Raw genomic sequence first — 23,643 nt, 5'->3', positions numbered from 1 at the left:
CCGGAGCGCGGGTCAGTCCTCGTCGGGGCGGCGCCAGGCGATGAGGCGGTCGGTGCCGTGCCAGCCGAGCTGCGCGGCCAGCATCGCCGCGAGCGCCGCCGCGATCAGGCCGACGAGCTGCCGGGACTCCAGCAGCAGGGAGTCGGCTTGGGCGATCATGCCCACGGCGAGGATCACCAGGTCGTCCATCAACGCCTCCCAAGGGCCGCGCGACGGTCACGGAACGGTCAAGGAGGCGCGGCGAATGCGAGGCTACCAACGCGGAAGAGTAAAGGGACCGAAAAACCCGGCGAGGGGGTCCCCCGCCGGGTCTCCGCAGGTCATGATCAGTGGAAGAAGTGCCGGACGCCCGTGAAGTAGAGGGTGATCCCGGCCTTCTCCGCCGCCTCGATGACGAGGTCGTCCTTGACGGACCCGCCCGGCTCCACGATGGCCCGGACGCCCGCCTCCGCGAGCACCTCCAGGCCGTCGGGGAACGGGAAGAACGCGTCGGACGCGCCGACCGCCGCCGCGGCCCGGTCTCCGGCGCGGGCGACCGCGAGCTTCGCCGAGTCGACCCGGTTGACCTGGCCCATCCCGACGCCGACGGTCGCGCCGTCCGCGGCGAGCAGGATCGCGTTCGACTTCACCGACCGGCACGCCCGCCACGCGAACGCGAGGTCGCGCATGGTCGCCTCGTCGGCGGCGGCGCCCGCCTTCAGCTCCCAGGCGGACGGGTCGTCGCCGGGCGCGTCGATCCCGTCGACCGACTGGAGCAGCAGGCCGCCGTCGATCCGGCGGTACTCGGTGCCGCCCTCGGGGGCGTCGGGGCAGACGAGCAGGCGGATGTTCTTGAACCGCTCCTTGAGGACCTCGACGGCCTCGTCCTCGAACGCGGGGGCGACGAGCACCTCGGCGAAGCTCTCCGTCACCTGCCGCGCCATCGCGGCGGTGACCGGGCGGTTCGCCGCGATCACGCCGCCGTAGGCGGACACCGGGTCGCAGGCGTGCGCCCTGCGGTGCGCCTCGGCGATGTCCGCCGCCGTCGCGATGCCGCACGGGTTGGCGTGCTTGATGATCGCCACGGCCGGCTCGGCGAAGTCGTACGCGGCGCGGCGGGCCGCGTCGGTGTCGACGTAGTTGTTGTACGACATCTCCTTGCCGTACAGCTGCTCGGCGCCGGCCAGGCCGGTCTCGCCTGGCGTGCGGTACAGGGCGGCGCGCTGGTGCGGGTTCTCGCCGTACCGCAGCGGGTTCGACCGCTCCCAGGTGGCGCCGAGGAAGTCGGGCCACCGCGTGTCGGCGGCGGTCTCGTCCGGCGCGTAGGCGCCCGCGAACCACGACGCCACGGCCACGTCGTAGGACGCGGTGTGCGCGAACGCGAGGGCGGCGAGGCGGCGGCGCTCCTCGAGGGTGAACCCGCCCGCCTTCACGGCGGCCAGGACGTCCCCGTACGCGGCCGGGTCGACGACGACCGACACGCTCGCGTGGTTCTTCGCGGCGGCGCGCACCATCGTGGGGCCGCCGATGTCGATCTGCTCGACGCACTCGTCCGGCGCCGCACCGGACGCGACCGTCGCCGCGAACGGGTACAGGTTCACCACGGCCAGGTCGAACGGCGCGACGCCGAGCTCGTCGAGCTGCCGGCCGTGCTCGTCCTTGCGCCGGTCGGCGAGCAGCCCCGCGTGCACCCGGGGGTGCAGGGTCTTGACCCGGCCGTCCAGGCACTCGGGGAACCCGGTGAGCTCCTCGACCTTCATGACCGGCACCCCGGCGGCGGCGATCCGCGCCGCCGTCGACCCGGTGGACACGATCTCCACGCCGGCCTCGTGCAGGCCGCGGGCCAGGTCCTCCAGCCCGGTCTTGTCGTACACGCTGACCAGCGCGCGCCTAATCGCCACACGGCTCACCGGCCGAGCTCCCCTCATCGTCGGACGAATCCCTGCAGGTCCTGCACTTCAGTGAGACCCGCCTGCCCCGCGTCGTCCAGCCGTCGCGGGCCAGCCGCCCGACGACGTCGACCAGGAGCCGGCGCTCCACCCGCTTGATGCGCTCGTGCAGGGAGTCTTCGTCGTCATGCCAGCCCACGGGGACGGTCTCCTGGGCGATGACGGGTCCGGTGTCCACGCCTTCGTCGACGAAGTGCACCGTACAGCCCGTGACCTTGACCCCGTACGCCAGGGCGTCGCGAACCGCGTGCGCGCCCGGGAACGACGGGAGCAGCGCCGGGTGCGTGTTCACGGTGCGGCCGCCGAACGCGGCGAGGAAGCGCGGGCCGAGGATCCTCATGAAGCCGGCGGACACCACGAGGTCGGGCTCGTGCCTCGCGACCTCGGCGGTGAGCGCGGCGTCCCAGTCGTCCCGGCTCGCGAAATCGGGGATGCAGACGGTGAACGCGGGCAGGCCCGCGCGCACGGCGCGCTCCGTCCCGGCGATGTCCCGGCGGTCCGCCCCGACGGCGACGACCTCCGCCCCGTAGGCTGGATCCGCGCACGCGTCGAGCAGCGCTTGTAGGTTGGTCCCCGCGCCGGAGACGAGGACGACGAGCCGGGCGGGCACCAATGACTCCCTGATGGACGACGGGGTTCGGTCGGATCGACACGAAGCCTATCGGCCCAGCTCGGCATGCCAGGCACCCATGGTCAGGAGGACGACGAACGTGAGCGAGCAGCCGCCGGCGCCGGCGGGCAAGACGGTCCGGAGCACGGGCCTGCGGGCCCTCTGGCTGGGCGCCTTCGCGCTGTTCACCGCGCTGTTCTTCTACCCGCTGGGGCTCGTCCTCGGGGTGGCGGCACTGATCGTGGGGATCCGCGCCCGCCGGGCCGCGAGGGCCGCCGCCGAGAAGGCGCCGGGCGCGCTCGGGGGGATCGTCCTCGGCGGGATCGGCCTGACGGTGTCGGCCGCGTCCGTCGCGGTGACGGCGTACCTGTGGCCCGAGCTGAACCGGTACGAGGAGTGCCTCGGCAAGGCCAACACGAACACCGACGAGCAGGCGTGCCGCGACGAGCACTTCCCGAAGATCGAGAAGAAGCTCGACCTGCCCCCGGGCAGCATGGACCGCTACGGCGGCCTGTTCTAGCCCTCGGCCTCCGGGGCGGGCTACTCGTCGCGGAGGACGTAGATGGCGCCGCCGCGCTTCTCGGTGCGCTCGGGGTCGTCCCTCGGGCGCGGGAGGGGCTCCTCGTCCGGCTCGGGCCCCGGCTCGTGCTCCGAGCCGGGGTCGCGGTCGGGGTCGGGGTCCTCGTCAAGATGGCCTTCGACGACGACGGTGCCGGACGGCTCGTCCCGGACGGGCGGTTTGCGCCGCGGACGGCGGCGCGCCAGGACGGGTTCGGCCTCCTCGAACTGGAGCGGGTCCGGAGCCTGCGGCGCGGTGGGCGCGGGAGCGGGAGCCGGCTCGGGCTCCACCGGCACGGGCGCGGGGACGGGGACCGGTACCGGCGGGGCCGCGGCCTTGCGCGCGGACGGGCGCTCGGGGGCCTTCTCCGGGCGGGACGGCCCGGCCGCCCGCCGCCGCTGCATCCGGTTCGCGACCCAGGCCGCGATGGCCGCCGAGACCCCGACCTCCAGCGCCGCCATCAGCCCGACCTGCCAGGTGGACGGCCCGACGGTCGTGAGGCGCCCGCCGCCGAGGGGGCCGCCCGACAGGGCGGTGAGGACGGCCGCGACCACGCCCGTCAGCGCCCCGGACGCGAACCCCCACAGCGGGGCCGCCTCGTCCACGGAGCTGGGCATCGTGCGGATCGTCAGGGTGCCGCCCACGGCCCCCGCCACGAACGGCGCGGCGAGCGCCAGCAGTGAGATGACCGGGGCCGGGCCGGGTTCCGGCAGGGCCGCCAGGGGCGGGAAGGCGGGCACCGCGTCCAGGAAGACGCCGGTCGGGGAGACGCTCGTCCGCGTCCCGACGGAGAACCCGGGGCCGACCGCGTACGCCATGCCCCAGATCACCGCGTTCGGCAGGAACGCGAGCTCGACCAGCAGGAGCAGCGCGCCGCCGACGACGCCGGGGGCGAGCATGTCGTACAGGCGCGTCGCGTCCCGCATGTGCAGCGCGAGCGACACGCCGACCAGCAGCGCGCCCGACGCGAGCAGCACGGCCACCGAACCCGTCACCCCGATCACGAGGGACCGCGGGCGCGGCGGCAGCAGCCGCAGCAGCGCCCCGAGCCCGGACCGGACCCGCTCGCCCCGCGCCTGCGCCGCGACCTGCGCGGCGACCACGGCCCGCGCCGCGCCGAGCCCGCCCGCCACGACCGCCACGACGAACGACGCGACCAGCGCCTGCCACGCCGACGGCTGCACGGTCGGCCCCGCCGCGGCCAGCGCGAGCAGCGCCGCGAGGACCGAGTACGGGACGGCGAGGGCCAGCGCCACCCGCACCACCGCGGCGCGCGGCCGGCGGGGCCGCCCGGCCCCGCGGATCATCCACGCGCCGCCCCGGTAGAGCATCGCGCCCGGCAGGACGAGCACGCCGAGCGGCAGCAGCCCCACCCGCCCGTGCGCGGTGCTGAACCCCGCGTGGTGGGACACGAGCCAGAAGTTCACGGCCGTCCGGAACACGCCGGGCATGCCGTGTCCGAGGGCGGTGCGGGGCGCGGCGATCCAGCCGATCAGTGTGATCGTGGTGAGGACGGCGAGCCCGATCCCGATGCACCACAGCGCCGCCACGAGCCCCGACACCTGCAGCGGCCGCGCGGCCGGGGCGGCCCGCCGGGCATCGGACGATACGCGCTGTCCTGGCCTCTCGTCGCTCACGCGGTCCATGCTGGCACCCCGCCGATCCCCCGGCGCGCCCCTGGGCCCGGCGTGTCGCCTTTGTCGTCCCGTCCCGCGATCCCCGGCGGGAAACGGAAAGACGCCCGGACCTGGACGGCCCGGACGTCTTATCCGTGAACTCGCGGCGGAGGTCAGAGGTTCTTCATGATCTCCCGCATCAGGACGGCGGTCTCGCTCGGGGTCTTCCCGACGCGGACGCCGACCTTCTCCAGGGCCTCCTTCTTCGCCTGCGCGGTGCCGGCGGAGCCGGACACGATCGCGCCCGCGTGGCCCATCGTCTTGCCCTCGGGGGCGGTGAAGCCCGCGACGTAGCCGACAACCGGCTTCGTCACGTTCTTCTCGACGTAGGCGGCCGCGCGCTCCTCGGCGTCGCCGCCGATCTCGCCGATCATGACGATGGCGTCGGTCTCCGGGTCGTCCTGGAACGCCTGGAGGGCGTCGATGTGGGTCGTCCCGATGATCGGGTCGCCGCCGATGCCGACGCAGGTGGAGAAGCCGATGTCGCGCAGCTCGTACATCATCTGGTAGGTCAGCGTGCCCGACTTGGACACGAGCCCGATCCGGCCGGGGGTGGTGATGTCGGCCGGGATGATGCCCGCGTTCGACTTGCCGGGCGACGCGATGCCTGGACAGTTCGGCCCGATGATGCGGGTCTTGTCGCCCTTCGCACCGGCGTGCGCCCAGAAGACGGCCGTGTCATGGACGGGCATGCCCTCGGTGATGACGACGGCGAGGGGGATCTCGGCGTCGATCGCCTCGATCGCGGCGTCCTTGGTGAACTTCGGCGGGACGAAGACCACGGACACGTCCGCGCCCGTCTCGGCCATCGCCTCGGCGACCGTGCCGAACACCGGCAGGTTCGTGCCGTCGAAGTCGACGCTCGTCCCGGCCTTGCGGGCGTTCACGCCGCCGACGACCTGGGCGCCGGCCGCGAGCATCCGGCGGGAGTGCTTCATGCCCTCCGAGCCGGTCATGCCCTGGACGATGATCTTGCTGTTCTCGGTGAGCCAGATGGCCATCATGCACCTGCCGCGGCGAGTTCGGCGGCGCGCTTGGCCGCTTCGTCCATGGTGTCGACCCGCTCGACGCCGGGCAGCGCCGCGTCGGAGAGGATCTCGCGTCCGAGCTCGGCGTTGTTGCCGTCGAGCCGGACGACGAGGGGGCGGTTCACGGTCTCGCCGCGCTCGGCGAGCAGCTTGTACGCGGTGACGATGCCGTTCGCGACGGCGTCGCAGGCCGTGATCCCGCCGAAGACGTTGACGAACACCGACTTGACGTCGGCGTCCGACAGGACGATCTCCAGGCTGTCCGCCATGACCTCGGCGGACGCGCCGCCGCCGATGTCGAGGAAGTTCGCGGGCTTCTGGCCGCCGAAGTCCTCTCCGGCGTAGGACACGACGTCGAGGGTGGACATGACCAGCCCGGCGCCGTTGCCGATGATGCCGACGGTGCCGTCGAGCTTCACGTAGTTGAGGTCCTTGGCCTTCGCCGCGGCCTCCAGCGGGTCGGTGGCGGCCTTGTCCTCGAGCTTGTCGTGCTCCTGGCGGAACCCGGCGTTGTCGTCGAGGGTGACCTTGCCGTCGAGGGCCTTCACCTGGCCGTCGGCGGTGAGGATGAGCGGGTTCACCTCGACGAGGGTGGCGTCCTCGTCGATGAAGACGGCCCAGAGCCGCTCGATGAGCTCGGCGGCGCCGTCCAGCGCCTCCTCGGGCAGGCGGCCCTGCTCGGCGATCGCCCGCGCCCTGGCGCGGTCGACGCCCTCCAGCGGGGAGATCGGCACCAGCGCGAGCCGGTCGTGCGGCACCTCCTCGATCTCCACGCCGCCTTCGACGGAGCAGATGCTGAGGAAGGTGCGGTTGGCGCGGTCGAGCAGGAAGGAGAAGTAGTACTCCTGCGCGATCGCGCTGCCCTCCTCGATCAGGACCTTGTGGACCGTGTGGCCCTTGATGTCCATGCCGAGGATCCGACCGGCGAGGTCCTCCGCCTCGTCGGCGTTGTCGGCCAGCTTCACGCCGCCGGCCTTGCCGCGGCCCCCGGTCTTCACCTGGGCCTTGACGACGACCTTCTTACCGCCGGCGGAGAAGAGTTCCTCCGCGATGGCGCGTGCTTCCTGGGGAGTATGGGCGACCTTGCCGGTGGGCACCGGTACCCCGTACTCGGCGAAGAGTTCCTTCGCCTGATGTTCGAACAGGTCCACGAGGGCGTCCCTTTACGGATCGACAGCCAATGACCACTCGAGTGGGGAGTGCACGGATGCCCGTGCGGTGCCGCCACCCTGCGGTCCGCTCCGTCGATGCAGCCTAGTAAACCCCTCTTCATGGTGACGCCGCCGGGTCTCGTCGGCCGCCCTTTCCCCCGAATCCGCAGGGTATGGATGCGTTCCTTGCGGGCACGGACCCTGTACCCGGGATGGGCGCACCCGTTTCCGGGGTTAGATGTAGGGGCGGGCGGCGTGACGGGTATGCGGGGATCGTTAAGGGGTGCGGGGCTTGTCGGGGGTTCATGGGTTTCGGACGGCGACCGCGATCCTCGTCGCGGCCGCCCTGATCGGCGCCGGCGGCGCGGCCGCCCCGGACCGGCCGGAACGTCCGGGCTGGACGAGCCCCGGACTCGTCGGCGGGTGCGGCTGGCCCTCCACGGGCGTCCCGCTCCCCCCGGACGAGGCCGACGGCGCGTCCTACCTGCCGGACAGCACGGTCGTCCGGCTGGCCGACGGCCGGGTGCGGCTCGTCGAGCCCGGCACCGCCGGGACGATCCTGGTGCGCGCGAGCGACCGGCGGGTCCGGGCGGCGGTCCGCTCCGACCGGGCCTGGCTCGCGCGCGGCGCCGTTCCCGGCGGCGGCGCGCACCGCGAGATGGCGGTCCGCGCCCTGCTCGACCTGCACATGCTGACGCGGCCGAACGGCGCGTCCCTCGCGTCCTGGTACGGGGCGTGGGAGTACACGTGGCCGCGCGACTCGGCGTTCGCCGCCGCCGCCTTCACCGTGACCGGCCACACGTCCGAGGCCGTCCGCATCCTCCGCTTCTTCGCGAACGTCCAGCACGACGACGGCCGCTGGGCCGCGCGCTACCACCCCGACGGGACCGCCGTCATCGACGGCCGCGAGCCGCAGACCGACGCGCTCGGCTGGATGCTGTGGTCGAGCTGGCTGCTGCGCACGCTGGAGCCGTCCGAGCACGTCCCGGAGCTGTGGCCGATGGTGCGGCGCGCCGCCGACCACCTGGCAGGCTCCCTCGGCCCGGACGGCCTGCCGCCGCCCTCGCCCGACTACTGGGAGCGCCGGGTCACCCGGGAGCAGGCGCCGGACCGCCCGACCCTCGGCGTCGTCGGCCCCGTCCTCGCGGGGCTGCGCTCGGCCGCCGCGATCGCGGACGGCTACGCCCGCCCCGCCGAGGCCGCCCGCTGGCGCGCCGCCGCGCACCGCGTCGGCGGCGCGGTCGTCCGGCACTTCGCGCCGCACGGGTACCCGCGCTCCCCCGTCCAGGGCGGCCACATGGACACGTCCGTGACCTTCATCGCGCCCCCGTTCGCGCCGCTCGACCCGTCCGTGTCGGCCGCGGTCTCCGACGCCGCGCGCAAGCTGGCCCTGCCGAACGGCGGCGTCCTTCCGGGCGAGTACTGGTCGGGCGACCCCGACGTCGCCTGGACGCCGGAGACGGCCCTGTTCGCGCTGAACGCGGCGGCGTCCGGCCGCGAGGCGAAGGCGGCGCAGGAGCTCGACTGGCTGGCCCGGCACGCGACCTCGCTGGGCGTCCTGCCGGAGAAGGTCGGCGAGAACGGCGAGCAGGCCGGCGTCGCACCCCTGGGCTGGACGGCGTCTCTCGTCCTGCTGACGCTCGCGTCGCTGGAACGCCCCCTCCCGATCCCGCCCGCCTAGCCGAACTGCTCGTAGCCGAGCTTGAGGACGAGCGCGCCCACGACGCAGAGCAGCACGGCCCGCACGAACCCGGTGCCCCGCTTGATCGCGGTGCGTGCGCCCACCTGCGCGCCGACGCTGTTGCACGCGGCCATCGCGAGCCCGATCGCCCACAGCACATGGCCCTGCGCGGCGAACACCAGGAGCGCGCCGAGGTTCGTCCCGGCGTTGATGAGCTTGGACGTGGCGGACGCGGTGACGAAGTCGACGCCCAGCACGGTGGTGAACGCGATGACGAGGAACGTCCCCGTGCCCGGCCCGACGAGCCCGTCGTAGAACGCGATGACGACCCCGGGCACCAGGACGGCCGCCGCCACCCTCCGCCGCGTCCGGCGCACGAGCCGCGGCGCCCGGCCGAGCTCGGGCTTGAGCACCACGAGCGCCGCGACGGCCAGCAGCACCACCATGATCACGGGCTTGAGGACGTCCGACGAGATGGCCGCCGCGCCGAGCGCCCCGACCGCCGCGAACGCGACCGCGAGCCCCGCCGCCGGAAGCGCCACCCGGAGATCGGGCCGGGCCTTCCGCAGGTAGGCGTAGGCGGCGGAGGACGTCCCGCCGATGGACCCGAGCTTGTTGGTCGCCAGCGCCGTCGCGACCGGCGCCCCCGGGTTGGCCAGCAGCAGCGCGGGCAGCTGGATCAGCCCGCCGCCCCCGACCACCGCGTCCACCCACCCCGCCGCCACGGCGGCGGCCAGCAGCATGACGACATGCTCGGCGTCCAAGCGGGCTCCCGGGGGGGGTAATGAGTCAAACCAACATCACCCATGACTGTACAGACCGGCCGCGGGCCGGTTCCGCGCGCCCGCCCCGACCACACCCGGCCAGGCAGGACGCCCGGTTCCGATCGGCCGGCGGCCCGTCACCAGTCGCGGGTGCCGATCAGCGTCTCCACATCGGCGTCGGGGAAGCCGTATGCCTCCGCGATGACGGCGAAGTCCTCGGCGATCACCTCGCGCGCGACGGTCTCGATCTCGCTGCCGGCCGCGTCGAACTCGGCCTCCAGGTCGTTGAACTCCTCCGTCGCGGCCTGGGTCAGCGCGTAGAGCGCCGCCAGATCCGCCGGGCGCTCGGCCTCGATCCGCTCGCAAAGCCGCAGCAGGATCGCCTTCCCCATATCGACGACGTGATCGGGAAAGTAGCCGTCGGCGTACATGCCGGCGAGGAAGGCGTGGCCGCGTGCCCGCTCATTACTGATCATGATCTGGTCAGCGTAGCGGCGGGACGGAATGTCCCGGATATGTCCCTGGTTCGCATCCCCGGCGAATGAGGACGCTGATCCCGTGCGCCCTCCGGCGGCGCTTGCCAGGGTTGTGCCCAGCACCCGACGGGGGTCGGGGCGAAGGGAGCGATGATGAGCAAGGCACGGGGGAACCGCTGGGTGCGCAGGGCCGTCACCCTCACCACGGGGGCGATGGTGACGGCCGGTGTCGTCACCGCGCTGGGCGCGCCGGCGAACGCCGCGCCGTCCGGGTGCACCTACACGTGGGGCGGGGGGCGGAGCCTCACGGTGAAATGCGCTCAGGGCGACGGCATGTACCGCGCGAAGGCCACGTGCGCGCGTATCGACGGCCGGATCCCGAGCCGCTACCAGACGTCGGGGCCCTGGGTCGCCGCCGGTCCCGACACGAAGTCGACGGCGGTGTGCGGGCTGAACGCCTTCACCTACAGCGGCGGCGTCGAGTTCGCCTGATTCCGGGGCCGCGTCCTGAGCGCGGTCGGCTTCTTCGCTCTCGTGCCGTTTGTAGGCTGCATGCGGCACGAGAGCGGGGGTCCGGATGGGCGGCAGGCGGGGTGGGGCGCGGGAGCGGGTGCTGGACGTCGCGCTGGAGCTGTTCGTCCGGCACGGGGTGGGCGGCACGTCGCTGCAGATGATCGCGGACGGGCTCGGGGTCACCAAGGCGGCGGTGTACCACCAGTTCCAGAGCAAAGAGGACATCGTCTGGGCGGTCGTCGCGCCCGCGCTGGACGAGCTGGCCGAGGTGGCGGAGCGTGCCGAGGCCCGGCGGCGCAGATCGGAGCGGCTCGGGACGGCGCTTGAAGGCGTGGTGGACCTGGTGGTGCGCAACCGCCGGGTCATGGGCATCATCCTGGCCGATCCCGCCGTGAGCCGGCTGGTCCGGGAGCACCAGGTGCTGTTCTCCCTGGAAGAGCGCATCAACGCCATCATCACCGGGCCGGATCCGGGCCCGGAGGATCTTGTGAACGCGGCCGTGGTCAGCGGGGGGCTGATGGCGGCCGGAATGGATCCACGGCTCGCGGAACTGGACGACGACGTGCTGCACCGGCACCTCCTCGACACAGCCCGCCGGCTGCTGCGGCTGCGCCCGCTGCGCCGTCCGCGGGACTGATCCGACGAACCGGTGATAGCCGATCGGCTAGTGACTTCCTAGCCGATCGGCTAGACAGTCGTGGATCTCGCCGGTTACGCTCCACAGCGTCTACCTGCCGGTAACCGCTGGCTTCCGATCTCCGCGCATCCCCCCGACAGGAGTATCGCCATGCCCGAAAGCCCCGCCGTGCCCCCCGCCGTGCCCCCCGTCAGCCGCCGCGCCGTCCTCGGGGCCGCCGCGCTCGGCGGGCTCGGAATCGCCGCCGGATCCGGGACGGCGCACGCCGCCCCGCGCGAGCGGGTCCCCGTGACGACGCATCGCGCGCGGGCCGTGGTGGTCGGCACGGGGTTCGGCGGCGGTGTGACCGCGCTGCGGCTCGCGCGGGCCGGGGTGCGGACGCTGGTGCTGGAGCGGGGGCTGCGGTGGCGGACCGGGCCGAACGCCACGACGTTCGCGCGGATGGCGGACGTCGACAACCGGTCGTCCTGGCTGACCGACCACAGCACGATCCCCGGCGTCGTCAAGAACTGGAAGCCCTTCACCGGCGTCCTGGAGACCATCAAGGGCCAGGGCATGACCGTCAACTGCGGCGCGGCGGTCGGCGGCGGATCGCTGATGTACCACGGCATGACGCTGCAGCCCACAGAGGAGTACTTCGCCGCGTCTATGCCGTCGCTCGCCGGCGTCTACGGAGACCTGGAGCGGTGGGCGTACCCCTCGGTCGCGAAGATGCTGAAGATCTCCACGGTCCCGGACGACATCCTCGCCACGGCCCCCTACCGGTCCTCGCGGCTGTTCCTGGACGTCGCGCCGAAGGCGGGCCTGGAGACGTTCAAGGTGCCGCTGCCCGTCGACTGGCGGTTCGTCCGCGGCGAACTCGAGGGCAGGTACAAGCCGACGTACATCACCAGCGACCTGACGTTCGGCGTCAACAACGGCGGCAAGCACTCGATCGACGTCACCTACCTGGCTGCCGCCGAGAAGACCGGGAAGGTGCAGGTCGCGCCGCTCCATGTGGTCCGGGACGTCTCGATGGACGCCCGTAGGCGGTGGGTGCTGCACGTCGACCGGATCGACACCGGCGGCACCGTTCTGGAGCACAAGAGGATCGTCGCGGACGCGGTGTTCCTCAACGCGGGTTCGCCCGGCACGACCCGGCTCATGGTGAAGGCGCGGGCGAAGCGGCTCGTCCCGGACCTGCCGGACGCGGTCGGGACGGGCTGGGGCAACAACGGCGACCGCATCTTCTTCTGGCTGCAGCCCGACGGCGACCCGGGGTTCAGCCAGGGCGGGCCGGCGTGCGTCGGGGGACGCGTCCCGGACGCACCGATCCCCTACACGATCATCCACGCGGGGTCGCCGCTGCTGCCGCCCGCGCCGATCAAAGCGATGACCGCCGTCGGGTTCGGGATCGTCAAGCCCGCCGGGCGGTGGACGTACGACCCGTTCCTCGACGACGCCCGCCTGACCTGGCCCGCGAGCGCCGAGGCCGGGCTGCAGAAGCTCATCAAGGGACGCATGGACGCGCTCACCCGCGCCGGCGGCGGCGTCATGATCGACACGAACGCGCTGGAGCCGTCCACCTGGCACGCGCTCGGCGGCATGCCCGTCGACGGCGCCGTCGACCGGTACGGGCGGGTCCTCGGGCACCGCGGCCTCTACGTGCTCGACGGCGCGCGGATCCCGGGCTCGACCGGGGCGTGCAACCCGTCCATGACGATCGCGGCGCTCGCCGAGCACAGCATGGCCACGATCGTGCGCCGCGACGTCGGACGGGTGTTCTGAGGGCTACAGCTTCTCGACCGGGGCGTAGCGCAGGACGAGGCGCTTGACGCCGTACTCGCCGCCGAAGTCGACGCTGGCGGCGGCCTTGTCGCCGGCGCCGTCGACGGACACGACGGTGCCGAGGCCGAACGCGTCGTGGGTGACCTTGTCGCCCGGGGCCAGGGACGGGACGTCGCGGTTGCCCGGGGAGCGGACGCCGGGGCGGCTCGCCATCCGCGTCATCGCCGACGTGGTGGTGGACGCCTCGCGCTCCCAGTCGATGAGCGGCGTCGGGACCTCGCCGAGGAAGCGGGACGGCGGGTTGACCTGGGGCGCGCCCCACGAGCTGCGCATCGTGGCGCGGGACAGGTAGAGTCGCCGGCGGGCGCGGGTGATGCCGACGTAGGCGAGACGGCGCTCCTCCTCGAGCTCCTTCGGGTTGCTCATCGCGCGCAGGTGCGGGAAGACGCCGTCCTCCATGCCCGTCAGGAACACGACGGGGAATTCGAGGCCCTTCGCGGTGTGCAGGGTCATGAGGGTGACGACGCCGTGCTCGGTCTCCTCGGGCTGCTCGCCGGGGGGCACCGGGTTGCCCTTCGCGCCGCCGGGGATGGAGTCGGCGTCGGCGACCAGGGCGACCTGTTCGAGGAAGTCGGGGAGGCGGCCCTCGGCGGATTCGCCGTCGAGGCGCTCCTCGAACTCGCGGGCGACCGCCTCGAGCTCGTGCAGGTTCTCGACGCGGGTCTCGTCCTGCGGGTCCTTGGACGCCTGGAGTTCGGCGAGGTAGCCGCTCCGCCCGAGGATCTCGGCGATCAGGTCGGCGGGGGTGAGGGTCTCGGCGGCGGCGCGCAGCCCGTCGAGCAGGGTGACGAACTCGCGGACGGCGTTGATGGAGCGGGTCGCCATGCCCGGTACGTCCTCGGGGACGCGCAGCGCCTGCCAGAAGGAGAGCCGCTCTCGGGACGCGTACGCCTCGACGCACGCCTCCGCGCGGTCGCCGATGCCGCGCTTCGGGACGTTCAGGATGCGGCGCAGGGAGACGGTGTCCTCGGGGTTCGCGAGCACCCGCAGGTAGGCGAGGGCGTCCCGGATCTCCTTGCGCTCGTAGAAGCGGACACCGCCGACGACCTTGTACGGCAGGCCGGTGCGGATGAACACCTCCTCGAAGACGCGGGACTGGGCGTTGGTGCGGTAGAACACGGCGACGTCGCCGGGACGGGCGTCGCCCGCGTCGGTGAGCCGGTCGACCTCGTGGGCGACGAACGCGGCCTCGTCGTGCTCGTTGTCGGCCACATAGCCCGTGATCTTGTGGCCTTCGCCCTGGTCGGACCACAGCTTCTTGGGCTTGCGGTCGGCGTTGCGCTCGATGACCGCGTTCGCGGCGGTCAGGATCGTCTGCGTGGAGCGGTAGTTCTGCTCCAGCAGGATCGACGTCGCCTCGGGGTAGTCGCGCTCGAACTCGAGGATGTTGCGGATGGTCGCGCCGCGGAACGCGTAGATCGACTGGTCGGCGTCGCCGACGACGCAGAGTTCGGCCGCGCCGACGCCCTCGACCGGCGCGGTCAGCTCGCGGACCAGCCGGTACTGCGCGTGGTTGGTGTCCTGGTACTCGTCGACGAGGACGTGCCGGAACCGGCGCCGGTAGTGCTCGGCGGCCTCCGGGAAGATCTGGAGCAGGTTGACGGTCAGCATGATGAGGTCGTCGAAGTCCATCGCGCCGGCCTGCTGGAGCCGCGCCTGGTACATCTCGTACGCCTCGCCGAGCGTCTGCTCCATGTGCGTCGTCGCGCGCGCCTTGAACGTCTCGTAGTCGATCAGCTCGTTCTTCAGGTTCGACACCTGGGCGCTGAACGACTTCGGCGGGTACCGCTTCGGGTCGAGGTCGAGCTCCCGGCAGACGAGCGCCATGAGGCGCTGCGCGTCGGCCTGGTCGTAGATCGAGAAGCCGCTGGGGAAGCCGAGCCGCTTCGCCTCGCGGCGCAGGATCCGGACGCACGCCGAGTGGAACGTCATCACCCACATGGCGCGCGAGCGGGGCCCGACGAGGGTGTCGACGCGCTCCTTCATCTCGGCGGCGGCCTTGTTGGTGAAGGTGATCGCGAGGATCTGGCCGGGGTGCACGTCCCGCTCGCCGAGCAGGTGCGCGATGCGGTGGGTGAGCACCCGCGTCTTGCCCGAGCCGGCGCCCGCCACGATCAGCAGGGGGCCGCCCGAGTGCAGGACGGCGGCGCGCTGCTGCGGGTTCAGGCCTTCGAGCAGGGGGTGGGCTTCGGTCTTCGACATCATGTGCGAGTCTACGGCGCCGGGACGACCTTTTCGGCGCTCTCGCCGCCATCGACGCGTCACCGCGGAGTCACCGGGCCGGGGAGCCAAACCCCGCCGCCCGGCCGAGCGCGCGGTGCCGGTGCCCGAGTACTACGCGGTCGACGGCGAGAAGCCCACCGCGGGCGGATCGCTCACCGACGACGACATCCTCCACGATGACCTGGAGGAGCTGCGGCGGGCGTTCGGCGACCAGCCGGACGGAAAAAACGTCCTCGCTCCCGGTCGGCACACCCGCTTTCACGGGCATGACGACCGGGAGCGCGGGCCGTACCGGGCCCGCCGGGAAGATGGGGTGCGGCATGCGCGTGAAGGTGGAGAGCACCGGCGGTCTCGCGGGCCGGGAGGTCACGGTGGCGCTGTACGACACCGAGGACATGCCCGCCGAACAGGCGAAACAGGTCGAGGACGCGGTGTCGGCGCTGGGCGAGGCGAGCGCGGACGGCGCGCTGGGGGAGATCGGCGCCGACCTGCCCGCCTACCGGGTCACCGTCCTGGACGTGCCGTCGGCGGCGCCCACCGTGTACGAGGTGCAGGGCGACCCGTCCGAGCGGGCGGGCTCCCCGCTGACGACCCTGCTGTCGGGTCCCTGAGCCACCGGCTGCGATCACCCCGGCGGGCGGTCAGGTCTTTCGGTGGGACGCGGCGGCCTCGGCGGCGGCCTTGACGGTGGCCAGACCGGCGCCGGTCGCGGCCATCGACGCCGCCGCGACGGCGCCCTCGACGAGCGGGGCGTCCGCGAAGACGGCGTCCGCGCGGTCCTCGATGGCGAGCCGCGCGGTGAGGACGGAGCCGCCGAGATCGGCGAGGAGCAGGACGCCGGCTCCGCCGTCCGCCGCGTCGATGGCCTGTTCCACCAGGTCGATGCTGGTGCCGAGCCCGCCGTCGGGGCCGCCTCCGGCGGGTTCCACGACGGCCTTTCCGACGCCCATCGCGCGCGCCACCTCCGCGACGCCCGCGGCCAGGGCGCGGCTGTGGGAGATCACCACGATGCCCACCGTGCTCATGACGCGGTCTCCGCGAGCGCGCGCAGGATGAGCGCGGTCGACACCGCCCCCGGGTCGATGTGGCCGATGCTGCGTTCGCCGAGGTAGCTGGCGCGTCCCTTGCGGGCCTGGAGAGGGACGGTCGCGTCCGCGCCCGCAGCGGCGGCCTCGGCGGCGGCACGCGCGCAGGTTTCCAGGTCACCGCCTTCCGCGAGGGCGTTCTCGCAGGCGGCGACGGCGGGGGCCAGCGCGTCCACCATCGTCTTGTCGCCCTCGGACGCCCCGCCGAGTTCGGTGACGCCGTCGAGCGCGGCCCGGAGCGCGTCGCCAAGGCCGGCGGCGGAGACGACGGGCGCGTCGCCCAGCGCCTTGCCCGCGCGGCGCAGCGCCGTCCCGTAGAGGGGGCCGGACGCGCCGCCCGTCCTCGACACGATCGCCCGCCCTGCGGCGATCAGAATCCGGCCGGGCGGGGCCTCCCGGTCGACGGCGGCGCCATCGATGGCCGCCGCGGCGGCGGTGAACCCCCGGTCGAGGTTGTGGCCGTGGTCCCCGTCGCCGATCGCGGCGTCCAGGCGGGTGAGGCGGTCGGCCTCGGACGCGACGAGCGCGGCGGCGCGGATGATCCAGGCCGCGGCGCTCACCGGCCCCACCGCAGGCCGGGGGTCTGCACCGGCGCGTCCCAGAGGCGGGTGAGGTCGGGCGTCAGCCGGCAGACGCTGATCATGACACCGGCCATCTCCAGGCTGGTCACGTAGGGGCCGATCAGGGGGCGGGCGACGGTCGCGCCGTGGCCCGCCAGCCAGTCCGCCACGGCCGCGTACGCGACGTACTGCTCGATGAGCGGCGTCCCGCCCATGCCGTTCACGAGGACGAGCAGGTCGGCGCCGTCGAGGGGCATGTCGGCGTCGATCGCGGTCAGGGCGGCGTCCACGATCTCGGTGGCGGTCCCCGCCTTCACACGCCGCCGGCCCGGTTCGCCGTGGATGCCGACGCCGAGTTCCATCTCGCCCTCCCCCAGCTCGAAGGTGGGGGTCCCGGCCTCGGGGACGGTGCACGGCGACAGCGCCACGCCGAACGAGCGGCTGCGGGTGACGACCTCGCGGGCGACGGCGGCGACGGACCCGAGGCCGGCGCCCTCCTCGGCGAGCGCTCCCGCGATCTTCTCGGCGAAGAGGGCGGCTCCGGTGCCGCGGCGCCCGGCCGTGTGGAGGGAGTCCTCGACGGCGACATCGTCGTCGATGAGGACGGACTCGACCTCGATGTCCTCGTCCTCCGCCAGTTCGGCGGCCATCCGGAAATTGAGGACGTCGCCGGTATAATTCTTTACAAGGTGAATTACTCCGGCGCCGCTGCTCACCGCCGCGGTGGCGGCGATGACGGCGTCCGGGACGGGGGACGTGAAGACCTCACCGGCGCACGCGGCGTCCAGCATGCCGGGGCCCACGAACCCGCCGTGCAGCGGCTCGTGGCCGGAGCCGCCGCCCGACACCAGGGCGACCTTCCCGGTGACCGGGGCGTCGGCGCGCACGACCGTGCCGAGGCCGGGGTCGACCCGCAGCTCGGGATGCGCGGCGGCGAGGCCGCGCAGCGCGTCGGCCACGACGCCGGCGGGGGCGTTGATGAGTTTGCGCATGCCTCAGCTGTACCCCGGCGCGACGGGGCGTCCCAGGCCCAAGCGGGCCCGACGACAGGGCCCAAGCGGGCCTGACGACAGGGCCCAAGCGGGCCTGACGGTGGGCCCGATCGGGCCCTGGCGACAGGCACGATCCGGTGAGGCGACAGTGCCCGATCGGGCCTGACGACAGGGGCCGCCGGGCCCGGGCGCGCCGGCGCCGCGCCGCATATGGTTGAAACTGTGACGAGCGTTCTGGACGACGGTGAAGTGCGGCGGGTCCTCGCCGTGATGGCGCATCCCGACGATGTCGACTTCGGCGCGGCGGGCACGGTCGCGGGCTGGACCGACCGCGGCATCGAGGTGGCGTACCTGATGATCACCGACGGCGACGCGGGCGGCTCCGACGACGGGATCACGCGGGCGGAGCTGGCCGCGCTGCGGCGGGACGAGCAGCGCGCGGCGGCCAAGTCGATCGGCGTTGAGGACGTCCGGTACCTGGGCTACGCGGACGGCAGCCTGGAGGCGACGCTCGGGCTGCGCCGCGACATCGCGCGGGTCATCCGGCAGGTGCGGCCGGACCGGGTGCTCACGCAGAGCCCGGACCGCAACTACGAGCGCATCCATCCGAGCCACCCCGACCACAGGGCGGTGGGGGCGGCGGCGCTCGACGCCGTCTACCCTGACGCGCGCAACCCGCATGCGTTCCCCGAGCTGCTCGTCGACGAGGGGCTGGGGGCGTGGACGGTGCGGGAGGTGTGGCTGACCGGCGGCCCGATCGTGAACCACGTCGTCGACGTCACCGACCGGTTCGAGCGGAAGCTGACCGCGCTGCGGTCGCACGCCAGCCAGGTCGGGCATCTCGGCGACGAGCTGGCGGACGGGCTGCGGGGGTGGCTGGCGGCGACCGCGACGGCGGCCGGGCTGCCGGACGGACGGCTCGCCGAACCGTTCCAGGTCTTCTCGACCGTCTGAACCGCCACATTCCCCTGACCCCTTGTGGTTCGTTCCAAACGGTGGCGCGCCGGACGCCGTAATGTCGCTCCCAACGGGCATCTGACCCGGGACATGGGGGACAGCCGGGGGGAAGTCGCCATGCCGAAGGAGAACTCAGCACCGCAGGAGGACGCGGCGCCCCGAGACGACGCGGCACGACAGGACGGCGCGGCGGAGCGGGACGGTGCCGGACGCGCCGTCGAGGTGACCGCCACGACGGTCGCGCCCATCGAGGTGATCTACAAGCATCTGAGCGTGGGCGAGGCGTGGGACGAATGGGCCGGGTTCCGGGCCCAGGCGAGGCGCGTGAGCGAGGGCGACGAGCATCCCAACGGGATCGGGGCGGTCTGGCACATCCGGCCGTCGCGGCGCCGGGTCATCGCCTACGATCCGCCGCACCATTACGGGTACGTCGTCTTCTCGGGCCTTCCGCCCGGCTACCGGGCGGACATCACGCTGGAGCCGCTCGGGTCGGAGACGCTGATCCGCTGGCGCGCCGCGTTCGAGCGACGGGGTGTCCCGGGGATGGGACCGCTCGTGCGGGCGCTGCTGCGGCGGCGGCTCGACGCGCACGTCCGGCGGGTCGCGTGGCACGCGGAGCGCTGCGAGCCGGGCTGTCCGGCGCGGTTGCCGGGCGCCATCTGACGGCCCCCGCGACCGGGCGGCGGGCCGGCCGCCCAGCGGGGGTCGAGCGCCGGGCGCTCGGGCGGGTCAGGCGCGCAGGCGCCGGGTGAGCTTGCGGCCCTCGGTGGCGTGCACGGCGACGCAGGTGACCATGCGGTCGCCGCGCGCCCACGTGGCCGCCGTCGGGTAGTAGAACGACGACGCGAGCTGGGACGCGGCGGGGTCGCGGTTGAGCCGCGCGCCGATCCGGGCGCGGCAGCCGAGGCGGGCCTGCCGGCTCATCTCCGCGTCGCTCGGCATCGTCACCGCGGACAGCCGGAACACCGAGAGGACCTCGCCGTCGTGCGGGCCGTTGCACGGGACGATCTTGACGGACGAGACCTCGACCGGCGCGTCCGTCGCGGTGGCCGCGCCGGAGTTGTCGTTGATGCAGTCGCCGACCTTCATCTGCTTGACGTCGACCTTCTTCCCGGTCCGCCGGTCGGTCGGGCGGATGCCGTCCGACCGGTCGTCATCGGAGGCCGCGGCGAAGATGAAGAACCAGGTGACGGCGCCGCCGATCGTCCACAGGACGGAGAGGACGATGCCCGCGACGGCCATGCCGCGCCCGCGCCCGCCGCGCTGCTTGATCTGGTTCAGCGCGATGAAGCCGAGGATGGCGCCGAGGACCGCGAAGCAGCCGAGCAGCCCGGTCACGAGGCTCGCGATCGCGAGCGGGTTGGTCTTGTCGTTCGCGCCGTGCGAGCCGGGCATGCCGGGGCCGGGCGGCGGCGGATAGGAGGGTGAGGGCGGATTACCGGGAGATCCCGGTCCGGGGGGATATGTCATGACCAGCGACTGTGTCACAGTGTCAAGACCGCACGACCACCGATCCCCCCGAATCGGACATCACGATTGGCTAAACGAGCCGGCGGGCCGCCGCCCAGCGGGACAGTTCATGGCGGTTCGACAGCTGGAGTTTCCGCAGCACGCTGCTCACATGCGTCTCCACCGTCTTCACCGAGATGAACAGCTCCTTCGCGATCTCCTTGTAGGCGTAGCCGCGCGCGATCAGCCGCAGGACCTCCCGCTCCCGCTGGGTGATCTGGTCCAGCTCGGGATCGACGGACGGCGCGTCCGTCGCGGCGAACGCGTCCAGCACGAACCCCGCGAGGCGCGGCGAGAACACCGCGTCGTCCTCCGCGACCCGGCCGATCGCGTCGGTCAGCTCCGGACCCGAGATCGTCTTGGTGACGTAGCCGCGCGCCCCGCCCCGGACGACGCCGATCACGTCCTCCGCCGCGTCCGACACCGACAGCGCCAGGAACCGGGACGGGACGGTGCCGTGCAGCCGCCGCAGCACCTCGATGCCGCCGCCGCCCGGCAGATGCACGTCCAGCAGCACGACGTCCGGCACCACCGCCTTGATCACCGTGACGGCCTCGTCGACGTCGCCCGCCTCCCCGACGATCTCGACGGAACCGCCGAGCTCGGCCTTCACTCCCGTGCGGAACATCTGGTGGTCGTCCACCAGCACGACCCTCTTCTGCGGCTCGCTCACGACTTCGCGATCTCCAAACGCACCTCGGTGCCCTCGCCCGGCGCGGTCCGGACCGTCGCCGTCCCGCCGTTGCGCTCCATACGTCCGATGATGGACTCCCGGACGCCCATCCTGTCCGCCGGGACCTGGTCCAGGTCGAACCCCTTCCCCCGATCCCGCACGAAGATCTCCACCGCACCGCCCGCCACCTCGGCGTACACCGACACCGACGGCGCCTCCGCGTACTTCGCCGCGTTCACCATCGCCTCCCGGGCCGCCTGCAGCGCCGCGCCGAGCCGCTCGTCCAGCGCCGTGTCCCCGACGCAGACGACCTCGATCGGGACGCCGTGGTCGTCCTCGACCTCGCCGGCCGCCTCGCGGATCGCGGCGGCGAACGTCTGGTCCGGGTCGGCGCGCGGCTGGTAGAGCCAGCTCCGCAGCGTCCGCTCCTGCGAGCGGGCGAGCCGCTGCACCTCGCGGGGCTCGTGCGCGTTCCGCTGGATCAGCGTCAGCGTGTGCAGGACAGAGTCGTGGATGTGCGCGGCCAGCTCGGCCCGCTCCTGGGAGCGGATGCGCTCGTGCCGCTCGGCGTCCAGGTCCTGCCAGAGCCGCACCACCCACGGCGTGACGATCACCGCGACCCCGGTCAGGATGATCATCATCGCGATCACGACGGAGCGGGCCTGGTCGGCCTCCACCTTCTGCGCCACGAACCCGCCGATCCCGCCGACGACCAGCAGCAGGCCCAGCAGGCTGCGCAGCCAGCGCTGGCGCAGCGGCAGCACCCAGCGCTGCCGCTGGTCCCGGTCCGCCTGCTGCCACAGGATCGCCGCTCCGGTGCCGCCGACGACGAACGGCCACAGCGCCCACTGGACGACGCCCGCGCCGAGCGGCAGCGCCGCCATCCCGATCCCGACCGCCGCGTACGCGAGGAGCTGGCCCCAGTCGCGGCCGCCGCGGCGCGCCCGCGCCGCCTTCCCGTCGTCCTCCGGGCCCGCCGCGCGCGGCACCAGCACCCACAGCGCCCCGTACGCGGCGGCGCCGAGGCCGCTCGCGACCGTCAGCAGCAGGAACGCCGACCGGATGATCACCACGTCGACGCCGAGGTGGGCCGACATCCCGCGGCACACCCCGCCGACCAGCCGGCCGTCCACGGCGCGCGCCAGCGGCGCCGGCGCCGCTTCGCCCACCTGGTCGTCCACCATCGCCTGCACGTCACCGATCGTCACACGTCCGCGCGGCGCGCGCATCAGGGGGACACCCCGGACGCGTCTCAGGGTCGGCTCCGGGAGGTCCCGGATACCGCGCCCGCCCCGTGACCCGCGACGATGGTGGCCATGGACGACGACACCGTCACCACGGCGACCCGCGAGCCCGGCGCGCCCTACCGGCGCCTGGCCCGCGACCCCGAGCGGCGGCTCGTCGCCGGGGTCTGCACGGGGCTCGGCCGCTACACGGGCATCGACCCCGTACTGTTCCGGGTGGGTTTCGCGGTCCTGACCCTCGCGCACGGGCAGGGCCTCTTCCTCTACATCGCCGCGGCGCTGCTGATGCCCGCCCAGGCCGGCGCGTCCTCGCCGGTCGAGCGGCTGTTCCGGCGCTGGTTCGACGGCACGGCCGTGCTGACGGTCCTCGGCGCGCTGCTCTGCTTCGGCGCCGCGGGCACCCTGTTCGGCGGGTTCTCCGTCGACGCCATCGCGATCCTCGTCGTGTTCGCGCTCGTGCTGCTGGTCTCGCACGCCCGCGGGGTCGACCTGGTCGGGGCGGCGAGGGCCGTTCCCGAAAGGCTCGCCGGGCATCCGCCGGGAGAGACCGTCCCCGACAGCCTCCGGAAGGAGACACCCCAGACCGGCGCCGGACTGCCCGAAGGGATGATCGACCTGGCCGTGTACGGCCGTGACCGCACCGCCGCCACCGCGCCACCGGCACCGGCGACGCCGGGGATCATCGCGGCGCCGACCCCCGCGGCTCCGGCCGCGCCGGCGGCACGGTGCGGATCGCCCGCCACCGCGGTCACGCTGCTCGCCGCGATGGCGGCCGGCGCCGCGATGATCCCCGTCGCGCAGCCCCACCCGGCGCCGCAGGCCATGATGATCGTGCTGGCGCCCGCCCTCGCCGTCATCGGCTGCGGGCTCGTCCTCGGCGGCTGGCTCCGCACCCGGGGGCTCGCCGCCGCGGGCACCGTGCTGACGCTCACGCTGCTGGTCACGTCCGTCGCGTCCGAGGCGCCGAAGGACGCCGCGTACGGCGAGATCGAATGGCGGCCGACCGACGCGAACCGCACCCACCAGGAGTACCGGGTCGCCGTCGGGCAGGGCACGCTCGACCTCACCGCGCTGCCCGTCGCCCGCGGCCGGCGCGTCACGATCACGACCGAGGTCGCGCTCGGGGGGCTCGTCGTGCGGCTGCCCAGCACCGCCCGCGTCATCCTGGACGCGCGCGTCGGGTTCGGCGACCTCTCCGTCAACGGCCGGACCCGCAGCGGCCCCAACGCCAGGACCACCGAGGTCATCGAACCCGACGGCACGCCCGTCCCCGACCCGCCCGAGATCGTCCTGCGGATCAGGGGGAAGCTCAGCGATGTGGAGGTGATCACCCGTGGTTGAGCGGAGGCACCGCCGGTTCGACCCGGCGGGACCCGTCACCGGCCTGTTCTTCCTCGCCCTCGCGGGCCTCTTCCTCGCCGGCGGGCTCTCCGACGCGTCCGTCCTGGAGCCGTCGGTGCTGATCCCGGTCGTCCTCATCGGGCTCGGCCTCGTCGGGATCGTCCGCGTCCTCACCCGGGGACGCCGCCGGGAACGGTGAACCGGCGCCC

26 protein-coding genes are annotated in these 23,643 nt (G+C 73.5%); 10 read left to right on the top strand and 16 right to left on the bottom strand.

All coding sequences use genetic code 11. From position 1 onward, the window contains the following. Positions 1 to 12: 12 nt before the first annotated feature. The 3 genes from IE99_RS32095 to purN form a co-directional block, all read right to left on the bottom strand. Positions 13 to 189: a hypothetical protein gene (locus IE99_RS32095; protein WP_157610453.1), complete on the bottom strand. Its 177-nt coding sequence runs from the start codon at positions 187 to 189 to the stop codon at positions 13 to 15. Between the two features lie 137 nt (positions 190 to 326). Beyond that, on the bottom strand, positions 327 to 1,889 hold the full coding sequence (gene purH, locus IE99_RS0123030) for a bifunctional phosphoribosylaminoimidazolecarboxamide formyltransferase/IMP cyclohydrolase (RefSeq protein ID WP_211258900.1): 1,563 nt from the start codon (positions 1,887 to 1,889) through the stop codon (positions 327 to 329). Further along, positions 1,870 to 2,538 (bottom strand): phosphoribosylglycinamide formyltransferase, encoded by a 669-nt coding sequence (gene purN, locus IE99_RS0123025; protein ID WP_084219831.1) that lies wholly within the window; start codon positions 2,536 to 2,538, stop codon positions 1,870 to 1,872. The genes purH and purN overlap by 20 nt, the downstream gene beginning before the upstream one ends. A 100-nt stretch (positions 2,539 to 2,638) precedes the next feature. On the opposite strand from purN, the gene IE99_RS0123020 reads away from it, so the two are divergent. Continuing rightward, positions 2,639 to 3,058, top strand: a complete 420-nt coding sequence (locus tag IE99_RS0123020) for a hypothetical protein (protein WP_051713070.1) — start codon at positions 2,639 to 2,641, stop codon at positions 3,056 to 3,058. A gap of 20 nt (positions 3,059 to 3,078) precedes the next feature. On the opposite strand, the gene IE99_RS0123015 is transcribed toward IE99_RS0123020, so the two are convergent. The 3 genes from IE99_RS0123015 to sucC all read right to left on the bottom strand — a co-directional run bounded on the left by IE99_RS0123015 (position 3,079) and on the right by sucC (position 6,952). Further along, entirely contained in the window at positions 3,079 to 4,743 is a 1,665-nt protein-coding gene (locus IE99_RS0123015; RefSeq protein WP_425423850.1) for a cell division protein PerM, read from the bottom strand. 143 nt (positions 4,744 to 4,886) lie between these two features. Further along, positions 4,887 to 5,774, bottom strand: a complete 888-nt coding sequence (sucD, locus tag IE99_RS0123010) for a succinate--CoA ligase subunit alpha (protein WP_030174637.1) — start codon at positions 5,772 to 5,774, stop codon at positions 4,887 to 4,889. Further along, positions 5,774 to 6,952: an ADP-forming succinate--CoA ligase subunit beta gene (sucC, locus tag IE99_RS0123005; protein ID WP_030174635.1), complete on the bottom strand. Its 1,179-nt coding sequence runs from the start codon at positions 6,950 to 6,952 to the stop codon at positions 5,774 to 5,776. Before sucC ends, sucD begins: the two co-directional genes overlap by 1 nt. 292 nt (positions 6,953 to 7,244) lie before the next feature. On the opposite strand from sucC, the gene IE99_RS0123000 reads away from it, so the two are divergent. Continuing rightward, complete coding sequence (locus IE99_RS0123000; protein ID WP_030174632.1) at positions 7,245 to 8,633, top strand: glycoside hydrolase family 15 protein; 1,389 nt, start codon at positions 7,245 to 7,247, stop codon at positions 8,631 to 8,633. Here the strand turns inward: IE99_RS0123000 and IE99_RS0122995 are convergent. Further along, positions 8,630 to 9,397 (bottom strand): sulfite exporter TauE/SafE family protein, encoded by a 768-nt coding sequence (locus IE99_RS0122995; protein WP_030174629.1) that lies wholly within the window; start codon positions 9,395 to 9,397, stop codon positions 8,630 to 8,632. The two genes, IE99_RS0123000 and IE99_RS0122995, sit on opposite strands and share 4 nt — an antisense overlap. A gap of 137 nt (positions 9,398 to 9,534) precedes the next feature. Beyond that, positions 9,535 to 9,873, bottom strand: coding sequence for a DUF5713 family protein (locus tag IE99_RS0122990; protein WP_211258899.1), 339 nt, complete (start codon positions 9,871 to 9,873; stop codon positions 9,535 to 9,537). A 153-nt stretch (positions 9,874 to 10,026) separates the two neighbouring features. Here IE99_RS0122990 and IE99_RS0122985 point away from each other — a divergent pair, with 153 nt between their 5' ends. The 3 genes from IE99_RS0122985 (at position 10,027) to IE99_RS0122975 (ending at position 12,790) form a co-directional block, all read left to right on the top strand. Further along, a complete protein-coding gene (locus tag IE99_RS0122985) occupies positions 10,027 to 10,365 on the top strand; it encodes a hypothetical protein (protein WP_030174624.1) in 339 nt (112 codons plus the stop codon). Positions 10,366 to 10,450: 85 nt separating this feature from the next. Then, entirely contained in the window at positions 10,451 to 11,023 is a 573-nt protein-coding gene (locus IE99_RS0122980; protein WP_030174620.1) for a TetR/AcrR family transcriptional regulator, read from the top strand. 150 nt (positions 11,024 to 11,173) lie between these two features. Further along, positions 11,174 to 12,790: a GMC oxidoreductase gene (locus tag IE99_RS0122975; protein ID WP_030174612.1), complete on the top strand. Its 1,617-nt coding sequence runs from the start codon at positions 11,174 to 11,176 to the stop codon at positions 12,788 to 12,790. Positions 12,791 to 12,793: 3 nt separating this feature from the next. On the opposite strand, the gene pcrA is transcribed toward IE99_RS0122975, so the two are convergent. Further along, positions 12,794 to 15,052 carry a DNA helicase PcrA gene (pcrA, locus tag IE99_RS0122970; RefSeq protein WP_211258898.1) on the bottom strand — a complete coding sequence of 753 codons (2,259 nt, stop codon included), beginning with the start codon at positions 15,050 to 15,052 and terminating at the stop codon, positions 12,794 to 12,796. 70 nt (positions 15,053 to 15,122) lie between these two features. Then, positions 15,123 to 15,395, bottom strand: coding sequence for a hypothetical protein (locus tag IE99_RS32090; protein WP_030174606.1), 273 nt, complete (start codon positions 15,393 to 15,395; stop codon positions 15,123 to 15,125). On the opposite strand from IE99_RS32090, the gene IE99_RS32085 reads away from it, so the two are divergent. Next, positions 15,394 to 15,684, top strand: a complete 291-nt coding sequence (locus IE99_RS32085; RefSeq protein ID WP_030174603.1) for a protealysin inhibitor emfourin — start codon at positions 15,394 to 15,396, stop codon at positions 15,682 to 15,684. The two genes, IE99_RS32090 and IE99_RS32085, sit on opposite strands and share 2 nt — an antisense overlap. Before the next feature lie 30 nt (positions 15,685 to 15,714). Here IE99_RS32085 and IE99_RS0122955 read toward each other — a convergent pair whose 3' ends face one another. Genes IE99_RS0122955 through dhaK form a run of 3 tightly spaced genes read right to left on the bottom strand, consistent with a single transcriptional unit; the run spans position 15,715 to position 17,710 of the window. Then, positions 15,715 to 16,098, bottom strand: a complete 384-nt coding sequence (locus IE99_RS0122955; protein WP_030174601.1) for a PTS-dependent dihydroxyacetone kinase phosphotransferase subunit DhaM — start codon at positions 16,096 to 16,098, stop codon at positions 15,715 to 15,717. Further along, a complete protein-coding gene (dhaL, locus tag IE99_RS0122950; protein ID WP_245623314.1) occupies positions 16,095 to 16,718 on the bottom strand; it encodes a dihydroxyacetone kinase subunit DhaL in 624 nt (207 codons plus the stop codon). The genes IE99_RS0122955 and dhaL overlap by 4 nt, the downstream gene beginning before the upstream one ends. Beyond that, positions 16,715 to 17,710 carry a dihydroxyacetone kinase subunit DhaK gene (gene dhaK / locus IE99_RS0122945; protein WP_030174597.1) on the bottom strand — a complete coding sequence of 332 codons (996 nt, stop codon included), beginning with the start codon at positions 17,708 to 17,710 and terminating at the stop codon, positions 16,715 to 16,717. The genes dhaL and dhaK overlap by 4 nt, the downstream gene beginning before the upstream one ends. Before the next feature lie 222 nt (positions 17,711 to 17,932). Here dhaK and IE99_RS0122940 point away from each other — a divergent pair, with 222 nt between their 5' ends. After that, entirely contained in the window at positions 17,933 to 18,664 is a 732-nt protein-coding gene (locus tag IE99_RS0122940) for a PIG-L deacetylase family protein (RefSeq protein ID WP_245623313.1), read from the top strand. A 120-nt stretch (positions 18,665 to 18,784) separates the two neighbouring features. Beyond that, positions 18,785 to 19,330, top strand: coding sequence for an SRPBCC family protein (locus IE99_RS0122935; RefSeq protein WP_084219825.1), 546 nt, complete (start codon positions 18,785 to 18,787; stop codon positions 19,328 to 19,330). A gap of 66 nt (positions 19,331 to 19,396) precedes the next feature. Here the strand turns inward: IE99_RS0122935 and IE99_RS0122930 are convergent, their stop codons facing one another. From IE99_RS0122930 to IE99_RS0122920, 3 genes are all read right to left on the bottom strand, one after another. After that, the gene (locus IE99_RS0122930; RefSeq protein ID WP_030174591.1) at positions 19,397 to 20,062 is read right to left on the bottom strand and encodes a DUF4190 domain-containing protein; all 666 of its coding nucleotides are present in this window, start codon (positions 20,060 to 20,062) and stop codon (positions 19,397 to 19,399) included. 145 nt (positions 20,063 to 20,207) lie between these two features. After that, entirely contained in the window at positions 20,208 to 20,849 is a 642-nt protein-coding gene (locus IE99_RS0122925) for a LuxR C-terminal-related transcriptional regulator (protein ID WP_030174589.1), read from the bottom strand. Then, on the bottom strand, positions 20,846 to 22,033 hold the full coding sequence (locus tag IE99_RS0122920; protein ID WP_211258902.1) for an ATP-binding protein: 1,188 nt from the start codon (positions 22,031 to 22,033) through the stop codon (positions 20,846 to 20,848). The genes IE99_RS0122925 and IE99_RS0122920 overlap by 4 nt, the downstream gene beginning before the upstream one ends. Positions 22,034 to 22,165: 132 nt before the next feature. On the opposite strand from IE99_RS0122920, the gene IE99_RS0122915 reads away from it, so the two are divergent. Next, positions 22,166 to 23,434: a PspC domain-containing protein gene (locus IE99_RS0122915; protein WP_030174585.1), complete on the top strand. Its 1,269-nt coding sequence runs from the start codon at positions 22,166 to 22,168 to the stop codon at positions 23,432 to 23,434. After that, entirely contained in the window at positions 23,427 to 23,633 is a 207-nt protein-coding gene (locus IE99_RS0122910; RefSeq protein ID WP_030174583.1) for a hypothetical protein, read from the top strand. The genes IE99_RS0122915 and IE99_RS0122910 overlap by 8 nt, the downstream gene beginning before the upstream one ends. Positions 23,634 to 23,643: the final 10 nt, after the last annotated feature.

The sequence above is a fragment of the Spirillospora albida genome (genome assembly GCF_000718255.1).
GTDB classification, from domain to species: domain Bacteria; phylum Actinomycetota; class Actinomycetes; order Streptosporangiales; family Streptosporangiaceae; genus Spirillospora; species Spirillospora albida.
The sequence above is the reverse complement of the archived record's forward strand: the minus strand, read 5'-3'. Positions and strand labels throughout refer to the sequence as shown.